Consider the following 16,781-nt stretch of genomic DNA (forward strand, 5'->3'; position numbering starts at 1 on the left):
GTCCTAAAATTACATGATCTGTGAGAAATGGGCGTCGAACCCGCTCGCTTTGGTCGTAACCAATCAGACAAACCATTGAAATAGAACGATAATTTCAGATGAAATCATCCTTCGCATGGTGACTGCGGGTTCACTCTGCGGGCAAACCCGTGGGGCAGTCAAGTTATCAGTAAAATAGTGGGCAATCTGTTAATTGATTTGAATCACAGGTTCTCTGGGGTGAGGAAAATAAGCAAGAGAATTTACAATTAGAAGTGTCTACCGAAAAATTATTGACTTTTCTTAAATCATAAAAAGATAATAAATTTTATAAATTATGGTGTGGAAATGCGCTCATTCTCGTTTCTATTGAGTATTCTTATCTCTTTTTCTTTTTTTACGCCAGCTTTCGCGGTCGGTTTAGTGTGTGCTTACGGTGGAAATAGAATTGAACGATTTGCGATAAGAGAAGATGATAAAGGAAAAACACTAGTACTATTGTATCAAAAGAATAGTAATAAAATGGAAGACTTTTTTGCAGCAACTACTGAGCCTTATCGTATCGTGGTTGGTTTAAATGATAATTCTCCTGCCGACATAAAAAAACATCGCACTTTGATTGCTGTTTCAAAAGATATTGCAGACGAAAACCCATCTTCGGAAAATATTATATTTGAGGAAGATACAGGTAATTTTAGAGATATAGCTATAACAGCCACTGAAATCACAAAAGATGAAAAAGGAAAATGTGAGATAGATGAAAATATAAAATGAAAAATCAACATTTTTATTTTGATCTGTCTTTTTGGGGGTCAAGGGGGGAGATTTCTCCCCCTTGTCAGCTGTCGAATGCTACTTTGGGTAGCCATTCGACACTGCTGGCTCCCTTTAAAACGGTATCTTTTTGAAGGCTGTTTCGGAGTAGCTTATTGCCTCTATGGTTTGTTGCAGATTGGCAGTTGAAATGCCGGTCAGATAGGTAGTCGTTCCTTGGCTCTTATGGGTTGCTTCATGACCAAGTAGGCGGTCAATCCACACCTCTCGGATATCTGTATGGGCGTTTCTGAGTTGTGTCGAAACAGTATGCCGGAACGAGTGGAATGTGATTTCAGCAGGCAGACCAATACGGGTCTTGAGCAATGAGAAAGCCCGTCCCAATACTGCGCCCCTTGTACCCTGTTTCGAGGTTTCCAGACCGGAAATGAGGTAAGGGTCATTCGTGGTCTCTTTCAGCACCAGCACACCAGCTTCAATCAGTTTTGAATGGACTGGTACCACACGATTGCCAGCTTCCGTTTTGGGTGCCCAGCCGGTTTCGGTATGGGGGCGGATAAGAAAGCAGGGGATACCGTCAACGCTCTGGAGGTCTTCTTTCCTCAAGGTGCAGATTTCGCCCAGCCTCATCCCCGAATAGGCTGCAATCAATGTGACCAGCCTGAAGGTCTCTTCTGGCACCGAAGTGCTATGCCATGAGGCAGAAGCCAGCAAAGCCAGTTCTTTGGTCGTCCAGCTTCTTCTGACGGTCTTCTGTCCGTTCTCGAAATTCCAGCCTGTCCACGGATTGCGTGTGACCAATTCCCTTTGGTGTAACTGGTTCCAGAGAGCAGAGAGGCGCATCATATGATTTTTAACACTCTTGCCACTCAAGGTTGGCAGACCTTCCTCTCTGGCCCTCTATGCTTCTTCCTCAAGGGTAAGGCTGCTTTTACGTTTGCCCAGTGATGCTGGAAGGGAAAACAGGAGGTCACGGAACGCCCCAGCCTTTTCTCCACCAATAATGGACACAGGAGCATCGCCAAATGCTTGCAGAAAAAGATCTATGGCCCGCTGGGTCGCCTTTTTGGTGTCGGCGCTGGCATGGGGATTATCCAGCACGAAGCGTTTTAAGGCACCCGAAAGCATAAGGGGAGTAGCCTTGGCGGGTTTGGTTGCCTTCTTCACTGTTAGGGGTTTGGGCACCAGTGCTGAAACTGGCAAGGACCCCGTTTCCTGAGCAGATGAAGGCAGGTTCACGCTCTGCAAATCCCGCAGTGAAACCCGCACTCCCTCAAGCCTACTTAAAGCATCTGGTTCCAAGAGGGCCAGATGGGTCTGAGAGAATAATTCTGTTGTTCTGGCATGAAGCAAAGAAGCGCGTTTGCGGGCTTCATTTTGATAGCTAGTTTTTAAAGAAACCCAGATTTCCCGCCGGTTCAAGGCTGCTCGCAGGGCAGGGGGAACGATACGGCGGAAGTGGTAAGTGGTGCCTCTAACTCGGAGCATAAAATCTTCCCTCAGTGGGGAAGGACGATGGAGCAAAGACAGCCTTTGCCCCTCATTCAGCCGAAAAATCGTGCTATTTCAGGTGTATGTGGTGCGAACTGCGGGACTCGAACCCTGAGAAGAGGGTGAGTTGCGTTCGAAACCTTCATGATTTCATCAAGAAAAACGCTAAAAGGCGTCCTTCCCGGTAACGATTTATGAGAAGAACTTTGGAGAAGAAATAAGGTCTCGTCAAGAGACTTCCCAAAACGTTCAAAACGGTGAAGGGGTGGAAGAGAGCTTTCGGTTTAACTGCGGGTTCGGTGCGGGTTTTTGCCGGATTGTGGCTTCTGTTTCAGGCCTGAAAAACTCCTTTCTGGGGTCGGTTGTTTTATAGGCCTGCGCCCTGAGAATCATGAGAGCCTGTTCAAGCTGCCCGGCATGTTGAGCCCGGAAGAAGGCTTTTCGTGTGGCCTCATCAAGGTCTTTGTGCTGGCCAGGCAGTTGCTTGAGCTGGCGTAAGCGGTTTTGAGCGGCTTCGAGGGTTGGCTTATAGGCAGTTTCAGCCTTGCTTTGCTCTTCTTGCCGTCGGGTCATGGATTTCCGGTAAAGGACGCGGAGCAGGTCAAGTCTTCTCTCTTTATCGAGAAGCACCGCCACGTATGTTCTATTCTGTTTGTAATAGTTTTTTAACGAGCGTTCCCGTTCTGTCGGCACCGGCAAGGTGAGGGGCGGGGGTGGTTCTGCCCGCAGGCCGAACAGATAGAGCAGGGTCTCAATCAGATGGAAGAGGATTTCAGCAAGGACAAGCATGGCCTTTTCACAAGCCTCATCTGCTCTGTTCCGTCGTTCGGTCAGGCCCCCGAACAGGGACGCATAGGCTGCCTTGCGTTCCTGATGCGCCAGGTCGAGAGTTTCCTTGGCGCTTTTAAGCTGTAAGCGGAGTGGCCCTGTTTCTTTCAGGACGTTTTGGAAGACCTGGTCGCGTGTTGGTACTGGCCCATAAACGGACAGAGGGTTCTGGCGGATAATCTGTTCACAGCGCGCCACCTCTTTTTTCCAGTCTGCCAGGTAGTGGGCAAAGCCGGGGTTAAGGTGGTGGGTCTGGTTGAGTGAGGTCACTGTAGGACGATGCCTCTGCCTTGTACGCAATGGCATGATCATCGCTTCCGGTGGAAGGACGCGGAGCGGTCTGGCGCTAAGAGGGCTTACCCGGCGGGCACGGGCGGCAACCGGGCGCACACGGCGGGGCTCTTCTGCTGGCAGGGCTTCCTGCATCAGAAGCGCACGGAAGTCTTTCATGCGTGTTTTTGTCAGCCGGGTAAAAGAGCCAATCAGGGTGCCGTCTGCTGTCTCGATAATATGCGCCCCTGGTCTGGTGGCCTGTCTGTCGCCTTCACGCATGACCAGCCCCTGCTCCTGTAACAGACGGCGGAAGGCCGGGAGCTTCTCGTCGGAACGCTGCCAGAGCGCGATAATCTCTTTCTTCAAAGCCGGTAAATCCACTGCCTGCCGTTCTGTCATGCGGCGTGCCTGTGAGGTGTATGCTGCACGGGGGAGGGAGGCATCCCCTGGTATGAGGGCTTCCACCAGTTCGGCTTCGCTCTGTTTACCCTCTTTGCGCAAGGCATTGGCAATGGCTGCATCATGACGCCCTGCCGTTAACGGGTGTCCGAGCCGGATTTCTTCTAAGCGGGCGACCTTCTCCAGTCGCATATAGGAGAAGCGGCTACTCAGCACATGGTCATGCTGCCATTCCGGCAGAATAAGATGCCCGTGCCTCTTGCCGTCTTTCTGGTGAAGGATAAGGGTGCGAGAGGCTTTATTCGCTCCAAGTTCCTCACAAAGCCGGTCAGCAAAGCCTGACAGTTCAGGGTCTGTCATGACCTGTTCGGGATTGAAGGCGATATGACGGAGGCCATAGGTCAGGCCTTCACGTTTGGCTTCCTTCACCCAGTCTTTAAGCCAGTATTCGCTGCCTTCAAACAACAGAATGGCTTCGTTCTTCTCCCCCCGCAAGACATGGGCGGCAAGGGCTTTATGGCCGCTGCCCGTCTTGATGCGGGTTTCCTTGACAATCATGGCCACACATCTGTGAGGGCAGGGTCAATGTATCGTTTGCCGGGAGGCAGGACGGATACGGCTCAACAGCCTGTCCGTCCGGTCTTTCAGGGCGTCGATGTCGTCCAGGGTGGCGGCACAGGCGACAGCCTCATCACGGTTGGCGGCATGGGCTAACTGGTTGAGGTTGTTACCAATGCGGGCAAGGTCACCCCGTAGGCCTCTGAGTTCAGCAAGGAGCCGGTCGCCTTCCTCGCCTGCGAACTCGGCATCATGCAACAAAGCGCGTATCCACGCGGCGGTAGTATGGTGCCCGGCCCGTCTGGCGACGACTTGCCATCGGTCGAGTTCGTCAGGTCTGGCCCTGACGGAGAGGCGGGACGTTCGGATTTCAGGCATGGTTTCAGTCTCCATAGTGTGGGGGTCAACGGGGGAGGCACTCCCCCTTGCCAGCTTGTCCAAGGCACCCAACGGGTAGCCATTGGACACTGCTGGCTCCTGACCAGAACCCCATGGAGGCTAAGGTAATCTATTTTCATGCGAGGAACGAAAAAAGAACACGCTTTTAACAAGCAGAAAGATAATGCCCTGACATAGGTAGACCTGCTGTGTTTAGGGTTCATCCATAAAAAATAAGAAGGGTTTCCAGACGAAGGAGGAGATTTCCTAAACTGAACCTAAGACAAACTCGCTTTGTTGCAGATAGACATGAGGTAAAGGGTTTCTTACCGCGCTATCGTCGATTTCATCTGCACGGACAAAGTCTATGTCTTCGAGGTTGTCATTCATTGCTTATTTTCTTCGCAAGGTTAAATATCCAAAGAGTGAGTTTCAACGTTCACATCAAAGGATATGACTCCAAGTGATGTTTGAACTCATTTAGGAATAATGCGCCTAAACATCCATGATGTAATTCTGCTGGAAAGCACATACGGTGTTTGGACGATAATAAAACTTTTCCCTATCCAACTTATTATTCAATTAACCAGAATGAACCAACTTATAAAGGGATAGAGAAAGCTTATTAGGCTTTGAGCGTCGGACGTTGACCGAGTAAATCAACTGATAATGGGTCTGAACCCACTGACATACAGGCATCTCTACCTCGTGCCGTTCGCATGCGTCGTAGGACATCACAACATAAGGAGGCTGACGCTGAAGATCATCCATATAATGAAGTCCTGCGTTCCGACCGTAAAGAACATCAATGTGGTCTCTGAATAGATAAATATCAAATGGCTTGAGGTCAGACAGATAAAATACCGTCTGGTAAGCTCTAATATTTAGAACCTTTCTCTGCCCGACTTCCTTGCTAATCGCGGCATAATCGACTTGGCTATGATAGAATCTATCTTTGAAATTGTTTAAGGTGTTATGAGTTATAGAAAAAGACGCTACCATAAAGAACGGAATAAAAGCGTATCGTGTAAAAACGACATCCTGCTTCAATAGAATGGCCCACATGATGACTGCAGGAGCAAAGCATAGCTGAAAATAATGGTCAAATGGATGGCCAGACAATAATGTCGCAGGTATAGATGATAAAAACCACAATGGCAGAACAAAATTTTTTCTGCTGGTTTGTGTCCAACCTAACATAGGGAAGCGCCGATACCATGCGGCCAATACTGGCCACATTAGAAAAACATAGAAGCCCACCAAAAGCAGGCAGCGAATACGCTCACGTGTCGTCCCACTATAGTGACGTAAGAATTCGTGCTGCATAGAAAAATATGCATATAAAGACCCGTTCTCCGGCATCAAATAAGGCGAGAACAGTAGCCCTAAGCCTACCAAGCCACCGATCACAACTGAAAAGCTACGAGAAATACGAAACCATCCAGGAGATAAGAGCAAAAAAGCCACTGGCCCTAAAAGACAGACAGCCGCAAGATAATTTACATTAATTATAAACGAAGCGACAATACCAGCTAGGAAAAAAAGTGAATTTCTGTTTTTTTGTATGCCTCTAAGCATTAAGGATAGGCATAAAGCCTCTCCTGTAACCACAACAAGCTCCGAATTGCCGGACATTACGTCAAAAATGGAACCGCCGATTGTCAGCAGGATAAAGGCCGTCCATTGGGAAAAGTTACCAAAGATGCGGCATAAACCGACAAAAATCGCGCTCAGGGTAATAGCTAAAAGGGTAAATTTACCTGAATAAAAAGGTATAAGGCAGTCCCATATCCCATAGAATATGTAATTACCAAGCGGTTTATGATCAAACGCATAATGATACGGAAGGATATGGTCTCGTACCAACCCGCGTCCCACAATAGAGTAAAAGGCGGGATCCCCGTTGCTAAATGGCACAAGGGCATAGCTTAAAACATAAATAAAAATAGCTGGTGTTATTATATATTTTAAGGTAAAATCGCTATTTTTCTTATGAAAAAAAAGAAATTCCCATTTAATATAGGGGGTATGAATATTATTCTTTTCTTGTGGCACGATTTATATTCCTGGATTTTTCAAGATGCATTCTCTAATGATAATTTCAGAATGCAGTAATTCATTAATATATATTAGGCGCTAAAATGAAGCGGCCAATATACTTTCTCATCCTATTTAGAGTAGGTGAAGCACTAATGCTCCACCTACGCCGCTTTTGATGCTCCCACACTGTTAAAATTGCCATCGTTATTGGGAAGGTTTTGGATCGATGCGGCTACGAGTGCGCTGAAGTAATCTTGCTCTTTGTGGTCGTGAATATAGGATGGACTTATCAGATTAACGCGCTCTTTGGTACGAACTGATGCATACCAGTGTACAATACAAGTCTCAGGATAAATAATATCATAGGGATTGACTATTTTAGTCTTTTCAAAAATGTGTTCTGATATTTCAGGAGGAACTGGATAAAATACCGAGGGATTATAAATTTTCAGATTTTTTGCGTCTAAGGCTACTCTATGCATCAAGTGAGTTCCTAGAGCAAAACGCTTGAACTTTTTTTCATCTGGTAGATTAACCATTTCCTGAAGGCAGTCACCATGCCATTGATCATTTGGCGGTGCGCCAATGACGGCGTTATTCAGGCCCAATGGAAAGAAGACTTCAAGCGGGCGAAAGCCTTTCCATCCTTTGGGGATATGCCGGAAGATTTTCCTGATCAAAGATAGAGTTCTATGACGAGCAATTACTCTAATTGATTTGGATTCTTTTACCCCTGGCGGCCAGACAATACGCTCCGCGCCAATAAATGGAGTCCCATCAGCTAAAAGTGGACGGAGAGAGGCCGTTGTTATAGTGTCTGTATCTAGATAGATGCCACCATAGCGATAGAGAATGGCTATACGGAGGATATTGGCGCGCTGAACAGGTGTTGTTGTCGTATTGTAAATATCAAGTATTCTTCCAGACGAAATTCCTAGCAGGTTTTCTATTATCGTGAGCTCATATTCTGGGTTCAAACGAGATAAAATGATTTTCGGATTGCTCGTGAGTGCTCGTTTTTGTGGACCGTCTTCTAGTTCGTCGGTGCAATGGAAATAAATACGTTCCATTCCCCCGGTGTCAGCGGCTGACAATGCGGCATAGACATATGCCCACGGCAACTTTGAGCCGATCCAACAAAAATGGACATATGCGGGAATCATGGTAACTCATCCGTAATCTGTTCTCTCATTGTGTCTCTTTTGATACATGTTCTTCAATAGGTCTAGGCCCTATTAGTGCTTTAAATTCTTCCTGTATCGTAGAGGTGGTGGAAGGAGGCACTTTCACGAATGAGGCGTGGATGATCTGGGAAGCTTTGGTCGAGGCGGCTCGTCCTCGAAGCAAGCTGGAGGGTTCTAGAAACCCTCTTTTCCCCCTGTATAAAAATCGTAATCCGTTGATATTGCTACTATTAGAAAAATCAAAATAGGGGTTTTTAGAACCCTCCAGCTTATTGGTATTTTGCTTCGCTACGCGGCCAGACACCAACTTCCTCTTAAATAGTCATAGACTCCGTCTCAAGCTGAGTGTCGGATAGCTTATAGCTTCCACGGTCTGCTTGAGATTTTCCGTTGCAATGCCTGAGAGGTAAGTTGTGGCCCCCTGGCTCTTATGGCTGGCTTCATGACCAAGCAGGGCATCAATCCAGAGTTCTCTGAGGTCTCCTGTCTGATTACGAAGACGGGTGGATACCGTGTGCCGGAAACTATGGAACGTAATGGCAGCCGGAAGACCTATGGTCATTTTGAATTTGGAGAAGTTCCGGCCAAAGTCAGTGCCACGCGGGCCGCTTTTGGGTGTTTTCAGCTCCGGGAACAGAAATTTCTCGCCGTTTTTCCTGAAATCCAGAATACCCCAGTCCAGCAAGGCACTATGGATGGGCACGTTACGGGTGCCCGCTTCCGTCTTGGGAGCCCACTTGTCTTCGGGGTGAGGACGGATAAGGAAACAGGGGATACCGTCAACCTCCTGAACATCCTCATTGCGCAGGTTGCAGATTTCTCCCAGCCTCATACCGCTATAGGCGGCGACCAGTGTAATGCCTGCAAAGGTGGCTTGCGAGATGGTGCTGCACGTCCATGGTGAAGAGGAAAGCAGGGCCAGTTCGTCATCAGTCCATGCCCTGCGTGGATTGCGCCTGGTCAGGTCAAAGTCCCAGTTGCTCCACGGGTTCTTGTCTGCAATCTCGCGGCGGAGTAGCTGGTTCCAGAGGGCTGAGAGGCGCATGAAGTGGTTTTTCACGCTCTTGCCACTGAGTGTGGGGAGGTCAAGTTCCTGTGCCCGTTCAACTTCTGCGTTTAAATCCAGGTCCTGCTTGCTCTTGGCGTAGGAGGAGGGGAGAGAGAACAGCAGGTCCCGAAATTCCCCGACAACCCGCCCGGTAATTTCTTTAACCGGCTTATCGCCAAAAGCCTGAACAAACAGCGCCACCGTGCGGGCGGTCTCTTTCTTGGTGGCCTCACTCTTCTGACTATCCGCCAGCACGGCAAGCTGAAGGGCTTCTGTCAGGCGGGGAGAGGATGGGGCAGTCGGCGTGGGGGTGGGTGAGGCTAACTGGTGGGACGGCGGCACAGCGCCGGGGGCCTGAGACAAAGCCGGGCCAGTCTGGAACAGTTTGACCAGGGTCGCATGAAGCCGGTCTATTTCTTCGGTCTTGCGGGCAAGGCTGGCTTTGTCCTGCGCTGTGCCCGTTATCATGTCCTGTCGCAGCCTGGTCATGTTCTGATTGAGCTGTTCCAGGGCCTCTGAGGAATAGGTGATGAAGGCTCTTGTCTTGAGAAGGTCTTCATAGCGGGTCATGCTGGCCCGGTAGCGCTCAAGTTTGAGCTGTTCTGCGGCATGCCGCTCGTTGGTCTCTATGACCTCTTTCTGCTTTTTGATGATGTCTTGATACAGCGCCAGAAGGTCGTCTTTGGTGATGGGTTTCTTCTGGGTTGGGTCAGTCATAAGGCGGGCCGTCCTGAAAAGCGCGCTGGTCTGGGCATGAAGAGCCATGGCCGAGAGGCGGGCTTCTGGTTTGCTTCCCGTTTTGAGGGAAATCCAGAATTCAGTTTTGCCGAAGAGGGGGCGCAAGGCAACGGGGACGACGCGGCGGAAATGGTAGTGGGTGCCCACGAGAGCCAGCATTGAGAACTTCTCCAGTTTGGAGAAGGACTGTGGAGAAGCGGGTTTACACTTCACCGCTTTCAGGTTTTCTCAATGAAATCAATGCCTTAATGTATGCGAACTGCGGGACTCGAACCCGCACGCCCTTACGGGCTGGAGATTTTAAGTCTCCTGCGTCTACCATTCCGCCAAGTTCGCTTAGAGGGCTGGGGCCGTTGGAAGTGTGTCGGGCCCGCCCGGCATGAGGCGTTGTTGAGTTGGGTTTTTAGCATGATGCGGCGCGGCGGCAAGGGGTGGTTTTCAGCGGGCGCTCAACAACTGGTTGCCGTGTTGTTTCAGCCACGCTTCGGCCTGTCGTCGGTGGGGGGTTAATGTGTCCACCAAAGTCCAGAAAGCAGGACTGTGATTCATGTGTTTCAGGTGTGCGAGTTCATGCGCAATAAGGTAGTGCTGCACTGGATGCGCCGCCATGACCAGCCGCCAGGAGAGCATGATGCGTCCTGAACTGCTGCAACTGCCCCATCGGCTGGAAGTGTCTCTTATATCCAGTCGGGACGGATGAAGTTCAGATCTTTGTGCAAGAGTGCGCAGTTCCTGCCCTAAAATAGTGTGTGCATGTTTTTTCAGAAAATCCGCCACGCGTCGGCCGATAAAATCTTCCTCCCCGGTCACAACAAGCGTTGTGTTCTCCAACCACGCCCCTCCTCGTGCGTGAGGATGGTGGACGATGGTATGAGGGATACCGCAAATGGGAATGATGCTGTTCGGCGCAAACAGAGGGGCTTGGGTCAGAAGTGTCAGCCGGGAGGTGATCCAGTGAGATTGGTTCTGTAAGAACAGAAGAGCGCGCTGTTTGGGAAAAGCAGGAGGATAGCTGACAATCACTGCCTGCCGTTTGGGATCAATACGGACAGAGAGGCGGCGTGCGCGTGAGGAAGGCCGCCAGAGGATGGGGACAGCAGTGTTTCCGAGCAGAACAGTTTCGGTGTGTGTAGAAGTTGTACGGGGAGCTGCCATATTAGAGCGACGCTCCGTCCCGATGAGAGCAGAGAAAACTAGCTTTTTCTGGTGGAGACACGGCGCACGGCTGGGCGCTGGTGTCCTGTAACCGGTTGAGCAGGTTCTCCCGGCCACGTAACCACGTAGTCTTCCAGATTTCCAGCCTTGCGTTCACTGACACATCGCCCCGCTGCTGATGCTCCTGCTTCTATCACAGTTTCGGCCCTACCGGTCAGTAATGGATGCCACGCAGGCAGAGAGCGTCCTTCAGACAGGCGGCGGTAAGCGCAATCAGGAGGAAGCCAGTCCAGCCCTGCAACCATCTCCGGCGTGAGGGTGATGCAGTCCTGCACTTTGCGGTGACGGTGTGCGTAGTCTGTGCACCGACACGTGGAAACATCAAGCAGGCGGCAGGCAACAGAGGTACAATGAATTTCGTCCGTGTCTTCATCACGGAGTTTATGCAGGCAGCATCGTCCACAGCCATCACAGAGGGATTCCCACTGTGATGTGGTCATGTCTTGCAGAGCGGTGGTTTCCCAGAATGGCGCGGGAGCCGGAGAACGTGTCATTTCCCTAGAATAAACTGCCTTGGCTGCTCAGGGAAGAGAAGCCTTCAAGAGACAGACCGCGCCCGTCAGCCCGAGAACAAAAGCAAGAAGCAAACTGAGCAGGAGAGGCTTCCTGAGTAGTGGCAGCCATAGAAAGCGAAGGCGCATCTGGCCATTTGCGCCAAGCTCTTGCGCGGTAAGCGTCCATGTTGAGGGAATGTTTATCAACCGGACAAGTGGCGTCACTGCAAGAAGCGGACTGAGGAGGGTTCCCTGCACAGCAGAGCCCCAGAAGGAAGGGAGCTGTCTGGGCACCAGAAACGGCAGAAACACGGCAGCTGCCGTGGCGGGGAGGACAATCAGCAGCAGGAGCACATATGTTCTTTGCTCTTGCTTGATGATCAGCGCCACGCCGGACAGGAGCGCTGCCAGACACAGGCCAACCGAGGCCGTGCAAAGGGTATGGGCAAACAGAGAAGGAAAAGACAGCAAACGGAAAAACTTTATGGTTAGGGTTCTTGGGCCCAATGCTCAAAGCGAGCGGAGATGGTGGCCAGATGGGCGCTCCAGAATGCATCGTCAACCGGGATGGCCGTTGGGAGGTGCTGCAACTCCGGTGAGCCCGAATTGATTTCCGTAAGAGAGGGGAGTGAGGGCCAGGCGTTGGCAAAAGCCTGTTTCTGGGTTGGGTGCTCAAGCCAGGATGTAAACGCCAGAGCCGTGTTGTCCTGAGCGGAGCTTTTGGGAACGCCCCATGCGTAATTGACTTGCAGGCGCTGTGACCAGAAAACGCCAAACCGTAAGCGTTCAGCGGGGGCTGCGCTGAGAATTTCGCCTGTGGGCACACAGCCCATAAGAGCACCACCGCTTTTCAGAATATGCGCGGCTTCCGCAGGGGTGGACCACCAAACAATATAAGGGCGGATCTGCTCCAACTTGTGAAAGGCGCGGTCCAGCCCTTCATTACTGTTCAGCACACGGTAAAGGGCTTCGGGCTGCACACCATCCGCCAGGAGTGCAATTTCCAGAGTGGTGCGGGGGTCTCGTCGGAGGCTGCGGCGTCCGGGGTGGCGGGCAACATCCCAGAAATCGGCCCATGTGGGGGTGGTCTCAAAGCGGGAGCGGTCCCACGTCATGGCAAAATCAATGGCGGCGGAAGGTTGTCCACAGCTATTGTTAGAGCTGTCCGTGGGGTCTCGCGCCAGCAGGCCGAGAGAGCAGCTGATTTGTAGGCTGCTGTCTTCCATCATCACTGCGGCCCAGCGATGGGGGGCAACGGTTTCCTGTTTGCGCAGGGCGTCAATTTCGCCGTCCCACGAGGTTGTGGTTATGGGGCGTTTGAGAAGCTGAGCATAAGGTTTGAACAGAATTTTCTGCTGCGTTGCTGAAATTGTTCCGCCAAATGTCAGAACGCGCAGAGGAGGCGTTACCGACCGGGTGGTGCGACGGGAGAAATGCGTGCTGGCCTGTGCTCCACTGTGTAATAACGCCAACCCCATGACAAACGCCCCCAAACTGCGCCGCAGAAGCGGGGCAGGTGCAACCTGGCGGGGGCGGTCCAGAACGGAAGACCGACGATGTCTGGGGCGACGGAAAGAAAAAAACAGGGTGACCTCACGCGGTTACGGCTGGGCTCTAATTTACTTTAGCCTGATTTCTGGTCCATCGGGAAGGCGGTTGCGTTTGCTGTTTGCCACGCCAGCAATGCCACGCGGCCCGGTTCAAGGTCCTTGAGCGTATGAACGGGTGGGCGATGGGCAATAAGCTCTCCCCCGTCCTGCATGCGGAAGCGAATATGGATAATTGTGCCCAGATGGCGTGCCGAGACCAGTGTGCCGATGACCATGCCCTCGGTGTCTTCTTTTGAAAGAGTGGCAGTGCGGGGGAACATCACAGACAGCCGATCTGGTGGGACGCAGATGGCGGCCAGACCATGCTCTTCCAGTTCAGGGGAGGCCATGGCTTCTACAGTCTCGCCGGAGGGCAGGCGGAGTTCGGCGCAGTCATCATCCGCATAAAGCACTTTCCCTGTCAGTACATTGGCCTCTCCAAAAGCGACGGCAACGCTTTCACAGGCTGGCCGCTGTAGCAGTGTAGGGGCATTGCCAAGCTGGAGAAGGTGACCGTTTTCCACCACGCCAATGAGGTCACCGAGTAAAAGGGCTTCCGTGCGATTGTGGGTGAGCAGAAGCAGGCTGAGACCAATGGCCCGCTGGAGTTTTTCAAGCAGCGTAATCAGGCGAAGGATACCGGCATGATCCAGCCCGGTGAACGGATGGTCCAGCACAATAGCTTCAGGGCGGAGAATAAGGGCGCGGGCCAGTTGGGTGCGAAAAACCTGCTCTGCGGTCAGTTTTTCGGGCAATAGGGTGCGCACTGCGTCCAGCCCCGTCAGGGCAAGCGTTTCCGCTACCCGATGCTGCATGGCGCTGGCGGATAGCTGATTGCTGGCCTTGAGTGGGAAAAGGCAGTTCTCCGCCACCGAAAGGTGGGGGAAGAGGGGCGTATGTTGGCCAAGGGTGGCCAGCTTGCGGTGGCCCGCTGGTTTGGAGGTGACATCTTCCCCGCTCACGTGCAGCGTTCCGGTCCGTGCGGGGGTATGCCCCGCAAGGGCGAGAGAAAGAGACGCAAGATCCTGAGATCTTTCGCCGATTCCCAAAAGAGCGACGCACCGTCCCGCCTGGACAGAAAAAGTCAGCCCCGGCGCGGTTGGATGATACGTAAAGTTGAAAAGCGCCATTGGCGGTGGCGAGCCATGCGTTGTATGCATGCAACGATGTCCTTACCGATCCGTTAAAAGGATATCTTCAATAGTTCTAGAGCGAATAGGGTTTTCCATGTCTTCTGATAAACTCAAGGATGTAAAGGCTGCAGGTGAAAATGCAGCAGAAACGGCCCGCGACGAAATTGAAGCGGTAAAGGCGCATGTTGAACGTCTGATCACCAAACATATTGTGCCTGCGCTGACGAACGCTGGTGGCAAAGCCGAGAATTTGACTGAGCAGGCGGTTGCCAATGCGCGTGAACTGGCCAATCATGCGCGCAATGATATTTCCAAGCAGACGCGTGGTCCGTCCTCTCTGGTCTCTATCGCCATTTCTGGTGTTGTGGGCTTTATCCTCGGTCGGTTGTCACGCTGAAGCGTAACGTGATCTGAACGAAGGTAGTCTCGGAGTCCATGCGTATCTTTGAACTTGGCAGGTCAGCCCTGCATGCCCAATCAAGCCTCATGCAGCAGATGGCCATCCGGCTAGGTCGTCAGGCTGCGTTCCTGGTGGTTGCCGCTGTATTTGGCTTTTTTGCGCTGGTCTCGGGGCATGGACTCCTGTGGGCCCTTTTCCTCTTTACCTTCCACTGGGGTCCGGTAAGCGCCGCTTTTGCGGTGTTTGCACTTGATCTGCTGGTTGCCCTGATCTGTGTGCTGTTTGGCCGTCGTTCCTATCTGACAACGGCGGAAGTGGATGCACGCATTGCCCGTAACCGCTGCATGACCCAGATGAAGGAATCTGTGACCATGGCGGCTGTTACCGCCACAGTGGCCAGTTCTCTGGGCCGCCACGGCACCCGCAAGGTGTGGGATGTGGTGCGCCGCAAGAAAAACTAAGCGTTTTTCTTTTTCTCTCCGCCTTTGCCCATAGGTTCCATTCCAATTTTGCATTGGCGGGGAAGTATCTTTTCTGGGAATGATGAGCCCTACATTTTGTAAGTGTGCAAACAGTTTGTATGCTTGCTAGTATGGGCACCTTATGGAACCTGACCACGATTCCGCTAACAGTCATGAGATCCGCCGGTCCTTCGGGTATCGGTTGGCTCGTCTTGCGTCCGTCTGGCGGCGCGAGATTGACGCTGATTTGCGGGAATTCGGGCTGACGGACGCAACGTGGCGGCCCATTTATTATCTCAATTTTTCATCGGCACCGGTCAGGCAGACTGATCTGGCCCGCTCCCTCTCTCTGGAAGCGCCTTCGCTTGTGAGGCTTCTGGACGTGCTGGAGAAACGCGGCTTTATTGTGCGTGAAATTGATGAGGATGACCGCCGTTCCAAACTTGTCAGTATTACGGAAGAAGGGCGGGATGTTGCCGCTCTGGTCAGCCGCGCGGCTGACGAGGTGACAAACCGTCTGACAGCGGATGTCTCTTCCGCCGAACTGGAGCAATGCTGCCATATTTTTGACCGTGTGGAACAGGCCGCCGTTGGACAGAAAGAGCCACCGGCAAGTGAGAGAGAACACGCACGGTGATGGTTGGAATGAGAATGGCGTCATGCTGACGGAATTCAATCTCTTCGGCGTTTTTATGGCGCCGGTTGTTGTCTATGCGCTGGCGGCGTTGCCGCTCACGATGTTCGTACGCTTTGCGCTGTGGTGGAGCGGCCTGCTGGGCTGGTTCTGGCATATCGCTCTGTTCGAAGTCTCTCTTTACGTGTGTATTTTCTGCTTGCTGATCCTGTACGTCTGATCCCCCCGATAAAGGCTTTTGAGTCCCCGCAATGCCCCTTCTGCGCACCCTGATACGAGTTATTCTGACCTTAGCGGTCGTCTCACTGGCTATTGTTCTGGGGATAACCCTCTGGAACGTGTACATGATTGCACCTTGGACCCGTGACGGGCGTGTGCGTGTGTACGTGGTTAACGTTGCGCCTGAAGTGGCAGGAACGGTGGTTCAGATCCCTGTGGTGGACAACCAGTTTGTCCATAAGGGTGACCCTTTGTTCGTGCTGGACCCCGTGCGTTTCCGTCTGGCGATTCGGGAAGCGCAGGCCCGGCTGGATGGGGCATTGGAAGACCTGAAGCTCAAGCGTAATGACGCACGCCGCCGTATGGGGCTAGGTGGCATTGTGTCAGCGGAAGAGCAGGAAGTCTTCAACTCCAACGTGGCAACCCAGATTGCCGCAGTGGATGCCGCCCGCGCGGCTCTGGATCTGGCAAAGCTGAACCTCCAGCGTTCCGTGTTGTATTCACCCGTTAATGGTTACGTGACCAACCTGAACGTGCGGGTAGGGGATTACGCTTCTGCCGGGCAGGCCCGTATGGCCGTGATCGATTCGGACTCCTACTGGGTTTACGGGTATTTTGAAGAAACCAAGATGTGGGGCGTGCATGTGGGTGATGAAGCCCGCGTGAAGCTGATGGGGTATAAACCTATCCTGACAGGCCATGTTGTCAGTATTGCCCGTGGTATCAGTGACACCAACGGCACCCCCGACAAACTCGGTCTTCAGGATGTGAACCCCATCTTTACATGGGTGCGTCTGGCCCAGCGTATTCCGGTACGTATCCATCTGGATCATGTTCCGGATAGTGTCACGCTGGCAGCAGGGATGACGGCCACCGTCAGTGTTGGGCCGGAGCCACGTGGACGGCGCGGTAAGCTGACGTCCTGGCTACAAGATCATCTCTGAGC

The 16,781-nt window shown here is 52.1% G+C and carries 16 protein-coding genes, 1 tRNA gene and 1 pseudogene; 6 read left to right on the forward strand and 12 right to left on the reverse strand.

The window, feature by feature from the left end; all coding sequences use genetic code 11:
* Window positions 1-327: 327 nt before the first annotated feature.
* Window positions 328-753 (forward strand): hypothetical protein, encoded by a 426-nt coding sequence (locus AD944_RS16850; protein ID WP_145912841.1) that lies wholly within the window; start codon window positions 328-330, stop codon window positions 751-753.
* Window positions 754-867: 114 nt separating this feature from the next.
* Here AD944_RS16850 and AD944_RS17750 read toward each other — a convergent pair.
* From AD944_RS17750 to AD944_RS13080, 12 genes and pseudogenes are all read right to left on the reverse strand, one after another.
* Window positions 868-2,241: pseudogene (locus AD944_RS17750) on the reverse strand (DUF6538 domain-containing protein).
* A gap of 252 nt (window positions 2,242-2,493) precedes the next feature.
* A complete protein-coding gene (locus AD944_RS17510) occupies window positions 2,494-4,302 on the reverse strand; it encodes a hypothetical protein (protein ID WP_236709230.1) in 1,809 nt (602 codons plus the stop codon).
* Window positions 4,303-4,326: 24 nt separating this feature from the next.
* Window positions 4,327-4,770, reverse strand: coding sequence for a MobC family plasmid mobilization relaxosome protein (locus tag AD944_RS13035; RefSeq protein WP_061138864.1), 444 nt, complete (start codon window positions 4,768-4,770; stop codon window positions 4,327-4,329).
* A gap of 492 nt (window positions 4,771-5,262) precedes the next feature.
* The gene (locus AD944_RS13040; protein ID WP_052427179.1) at window positions 5,263-6,735 is read right to left on the reverse strand and encodes a glycosyltransferase family 39 protein; all 1,473 of its coding nucleotides are present in this window, start codon (window positions 6,733-6,735) and stop codon (window positions 5,263-5,265) included.
* A gap of 146 nt (window positions 6,736-6,881) precedes the next feature.
* Entirely contained in the window at window positions 6,882-7,883 is a 1,002-nt protein-coding gene (locus AD944_RS13045) for a glycosyltransferase (protein WP_045542519.1), read from the reverse strand.
* 343 nt (window positions 7,884-8,226) lie between these two features.
* Window positions 8,227-9,849 (reverse strand): site-specific integrase, encoded by a 1,623-nt coding sequence (locus AD944_RS16475; protein WP_045542520.1) that lies wholly within the window; start codon window positions 9,847-9,849, stop codon window positions 8,227-8,229.
* Window positions 9,850-9,943: 94 nt separating this feature from the next.
* Window positions 9,944-10,026: transfer RNA gene (locus tag AD944_RS13055), tRNA-Leu, on the reverse strand.
* 102 nt (window positions 10,027-10,128) lie between these two features.
* Entirely contained in the window at window positions 10,129-10,845 is a 717-nt protein-coding gene (locus tag AD944_RS13060) for a M48 family metallopeptidase (RefSeq protein WP_045542521.1), read from the reverse strand.
* A gap of 38 nt (window positions 10,846-10,883) precedes the next feature.
* Entirely contained in the window at window positions 10,884-11,399 is a 516-nt protein-coding gene (locus AD944_RS13065; protein ID WP_045542522.1) for a YcgN family cysteine cluster protein, read from the reverse strand.
* A gap of 27 nt (window positions 11,400-11,426) precedes the next feature.
* Entirely contained in the window at window positions 11,427-11,870 is a 444-nt protein-coding gene (locus AD944_RS13070; RefSeq protein ID WP_052427180.1) for a hypothetical protein, read from the reverse strand.
* Window positions 11,871-11,887: 17 nt separating this feature from the next.
* Window positions 11,888-12,877, reverse strand: a complete 990-nt coding sequence (locus AD944_RS13075) for an extracellular solute-binding protein (RefSeq protein ID WP_052427181.1) — start codon at window positions 12,875-12,877, stop codon at window positions 11,888-11,890.
* Between the two features lie 146 nt (window positions 12,878-13,023).
* Window positions 13,024-14,148 (reverse strand): ABC transporter ATP-binding protein, encoded by a 1,125-nt coding sequence (locus AD944_RS13080; RefSeq protein ID WP_045542523.1) that lies wholly within the window; start codon window positions 14,146-14,148, stop codon window positions 13,024-13,026.
* A gap of 67 nt (window positions 14,149-14,215) precedes the next feature.
* Here AD944_RS13080 and AD944_RS13085 point away from each other — a divergent pair, with 67 nt between their 5' ends.
* From AD944_RS13085 to AD944_RS13105, 5 genes are all read left to right on the forward strand, one after another.
* The gene (locus AD944_RS13085; RefSeq protein ID WP_006560365.1) at window positions 14,216-14,518 is read left to right on the forward strand and encodes a hypothetical protein; all 303 of its coding nucleotides are present in this window, start codon (window positions 14,216-14,218) and stop codon (window positions 14,516-14,518) included.
* A 38-nt stretch (window positions 14,519-14,556) separates the two neighbouring features.
* Window positions 14,557-14,982, forward strand: a complete 426-nt coding sequence (locus tag AD944_RS13090; RefSeq protein WP_035382474.1) for a phage holin family protein — start codon at window positions 14,557-14,559, stop codon at window positions 14,980-14,982.
* Between the two features lie 142 nt (window positions 14,983-15,124).
* Window positions 15,125-15,619, forward strand: a complete 495-nt coding sequence (locus tag AD944_RS13095) for a MarR family winged helix-turn-helix transcriptional regulator (RefSeq protein ID WP_045542524.1) — start codon at window positions 15,125-15,127, stop codon at window positions 15,617-15,619.
* A gap of 22 nt (window positions 15,620-15,641) precedes the next feature.
* Window positions 15,642-15,836 carry a DUF1656 domain-containing protein gene (locus AD944_RS13100; RefSeq protein WP_006560264.1) on the forward strand — a complete coding sequence of 65 codons (195 nt, stop codon included), beginning with the start codon at window positions 15,642-15,644 and terminating at the stop codon, window positions 15,834-15,836.
* Between the two features lie 31 nt (window positions 15,837-15,867).
* Entirely contained in the window at window positions 15,868-16,779 is a 912-nt protein-coding gene (locus AD944_RS13105) for a biotin/lipoyl-binding protein (protein ID WP_045542525.1), read from the forward strand.
* The last annotated feature ends 2 nt before the right edge of the window (window positions 16,780-16,781 follow it).

The sequence above is a fragment of the Acetobacter tropicalis genome (assembly GCF_001580915.1).
GTDB classification, from domain to species: Bacteria; Pseudomonadota; Alphaproteobacteria; order Acetobacterales; family Acetobacteraceae; genus Acetobacter; species Acetobacter tropicalis.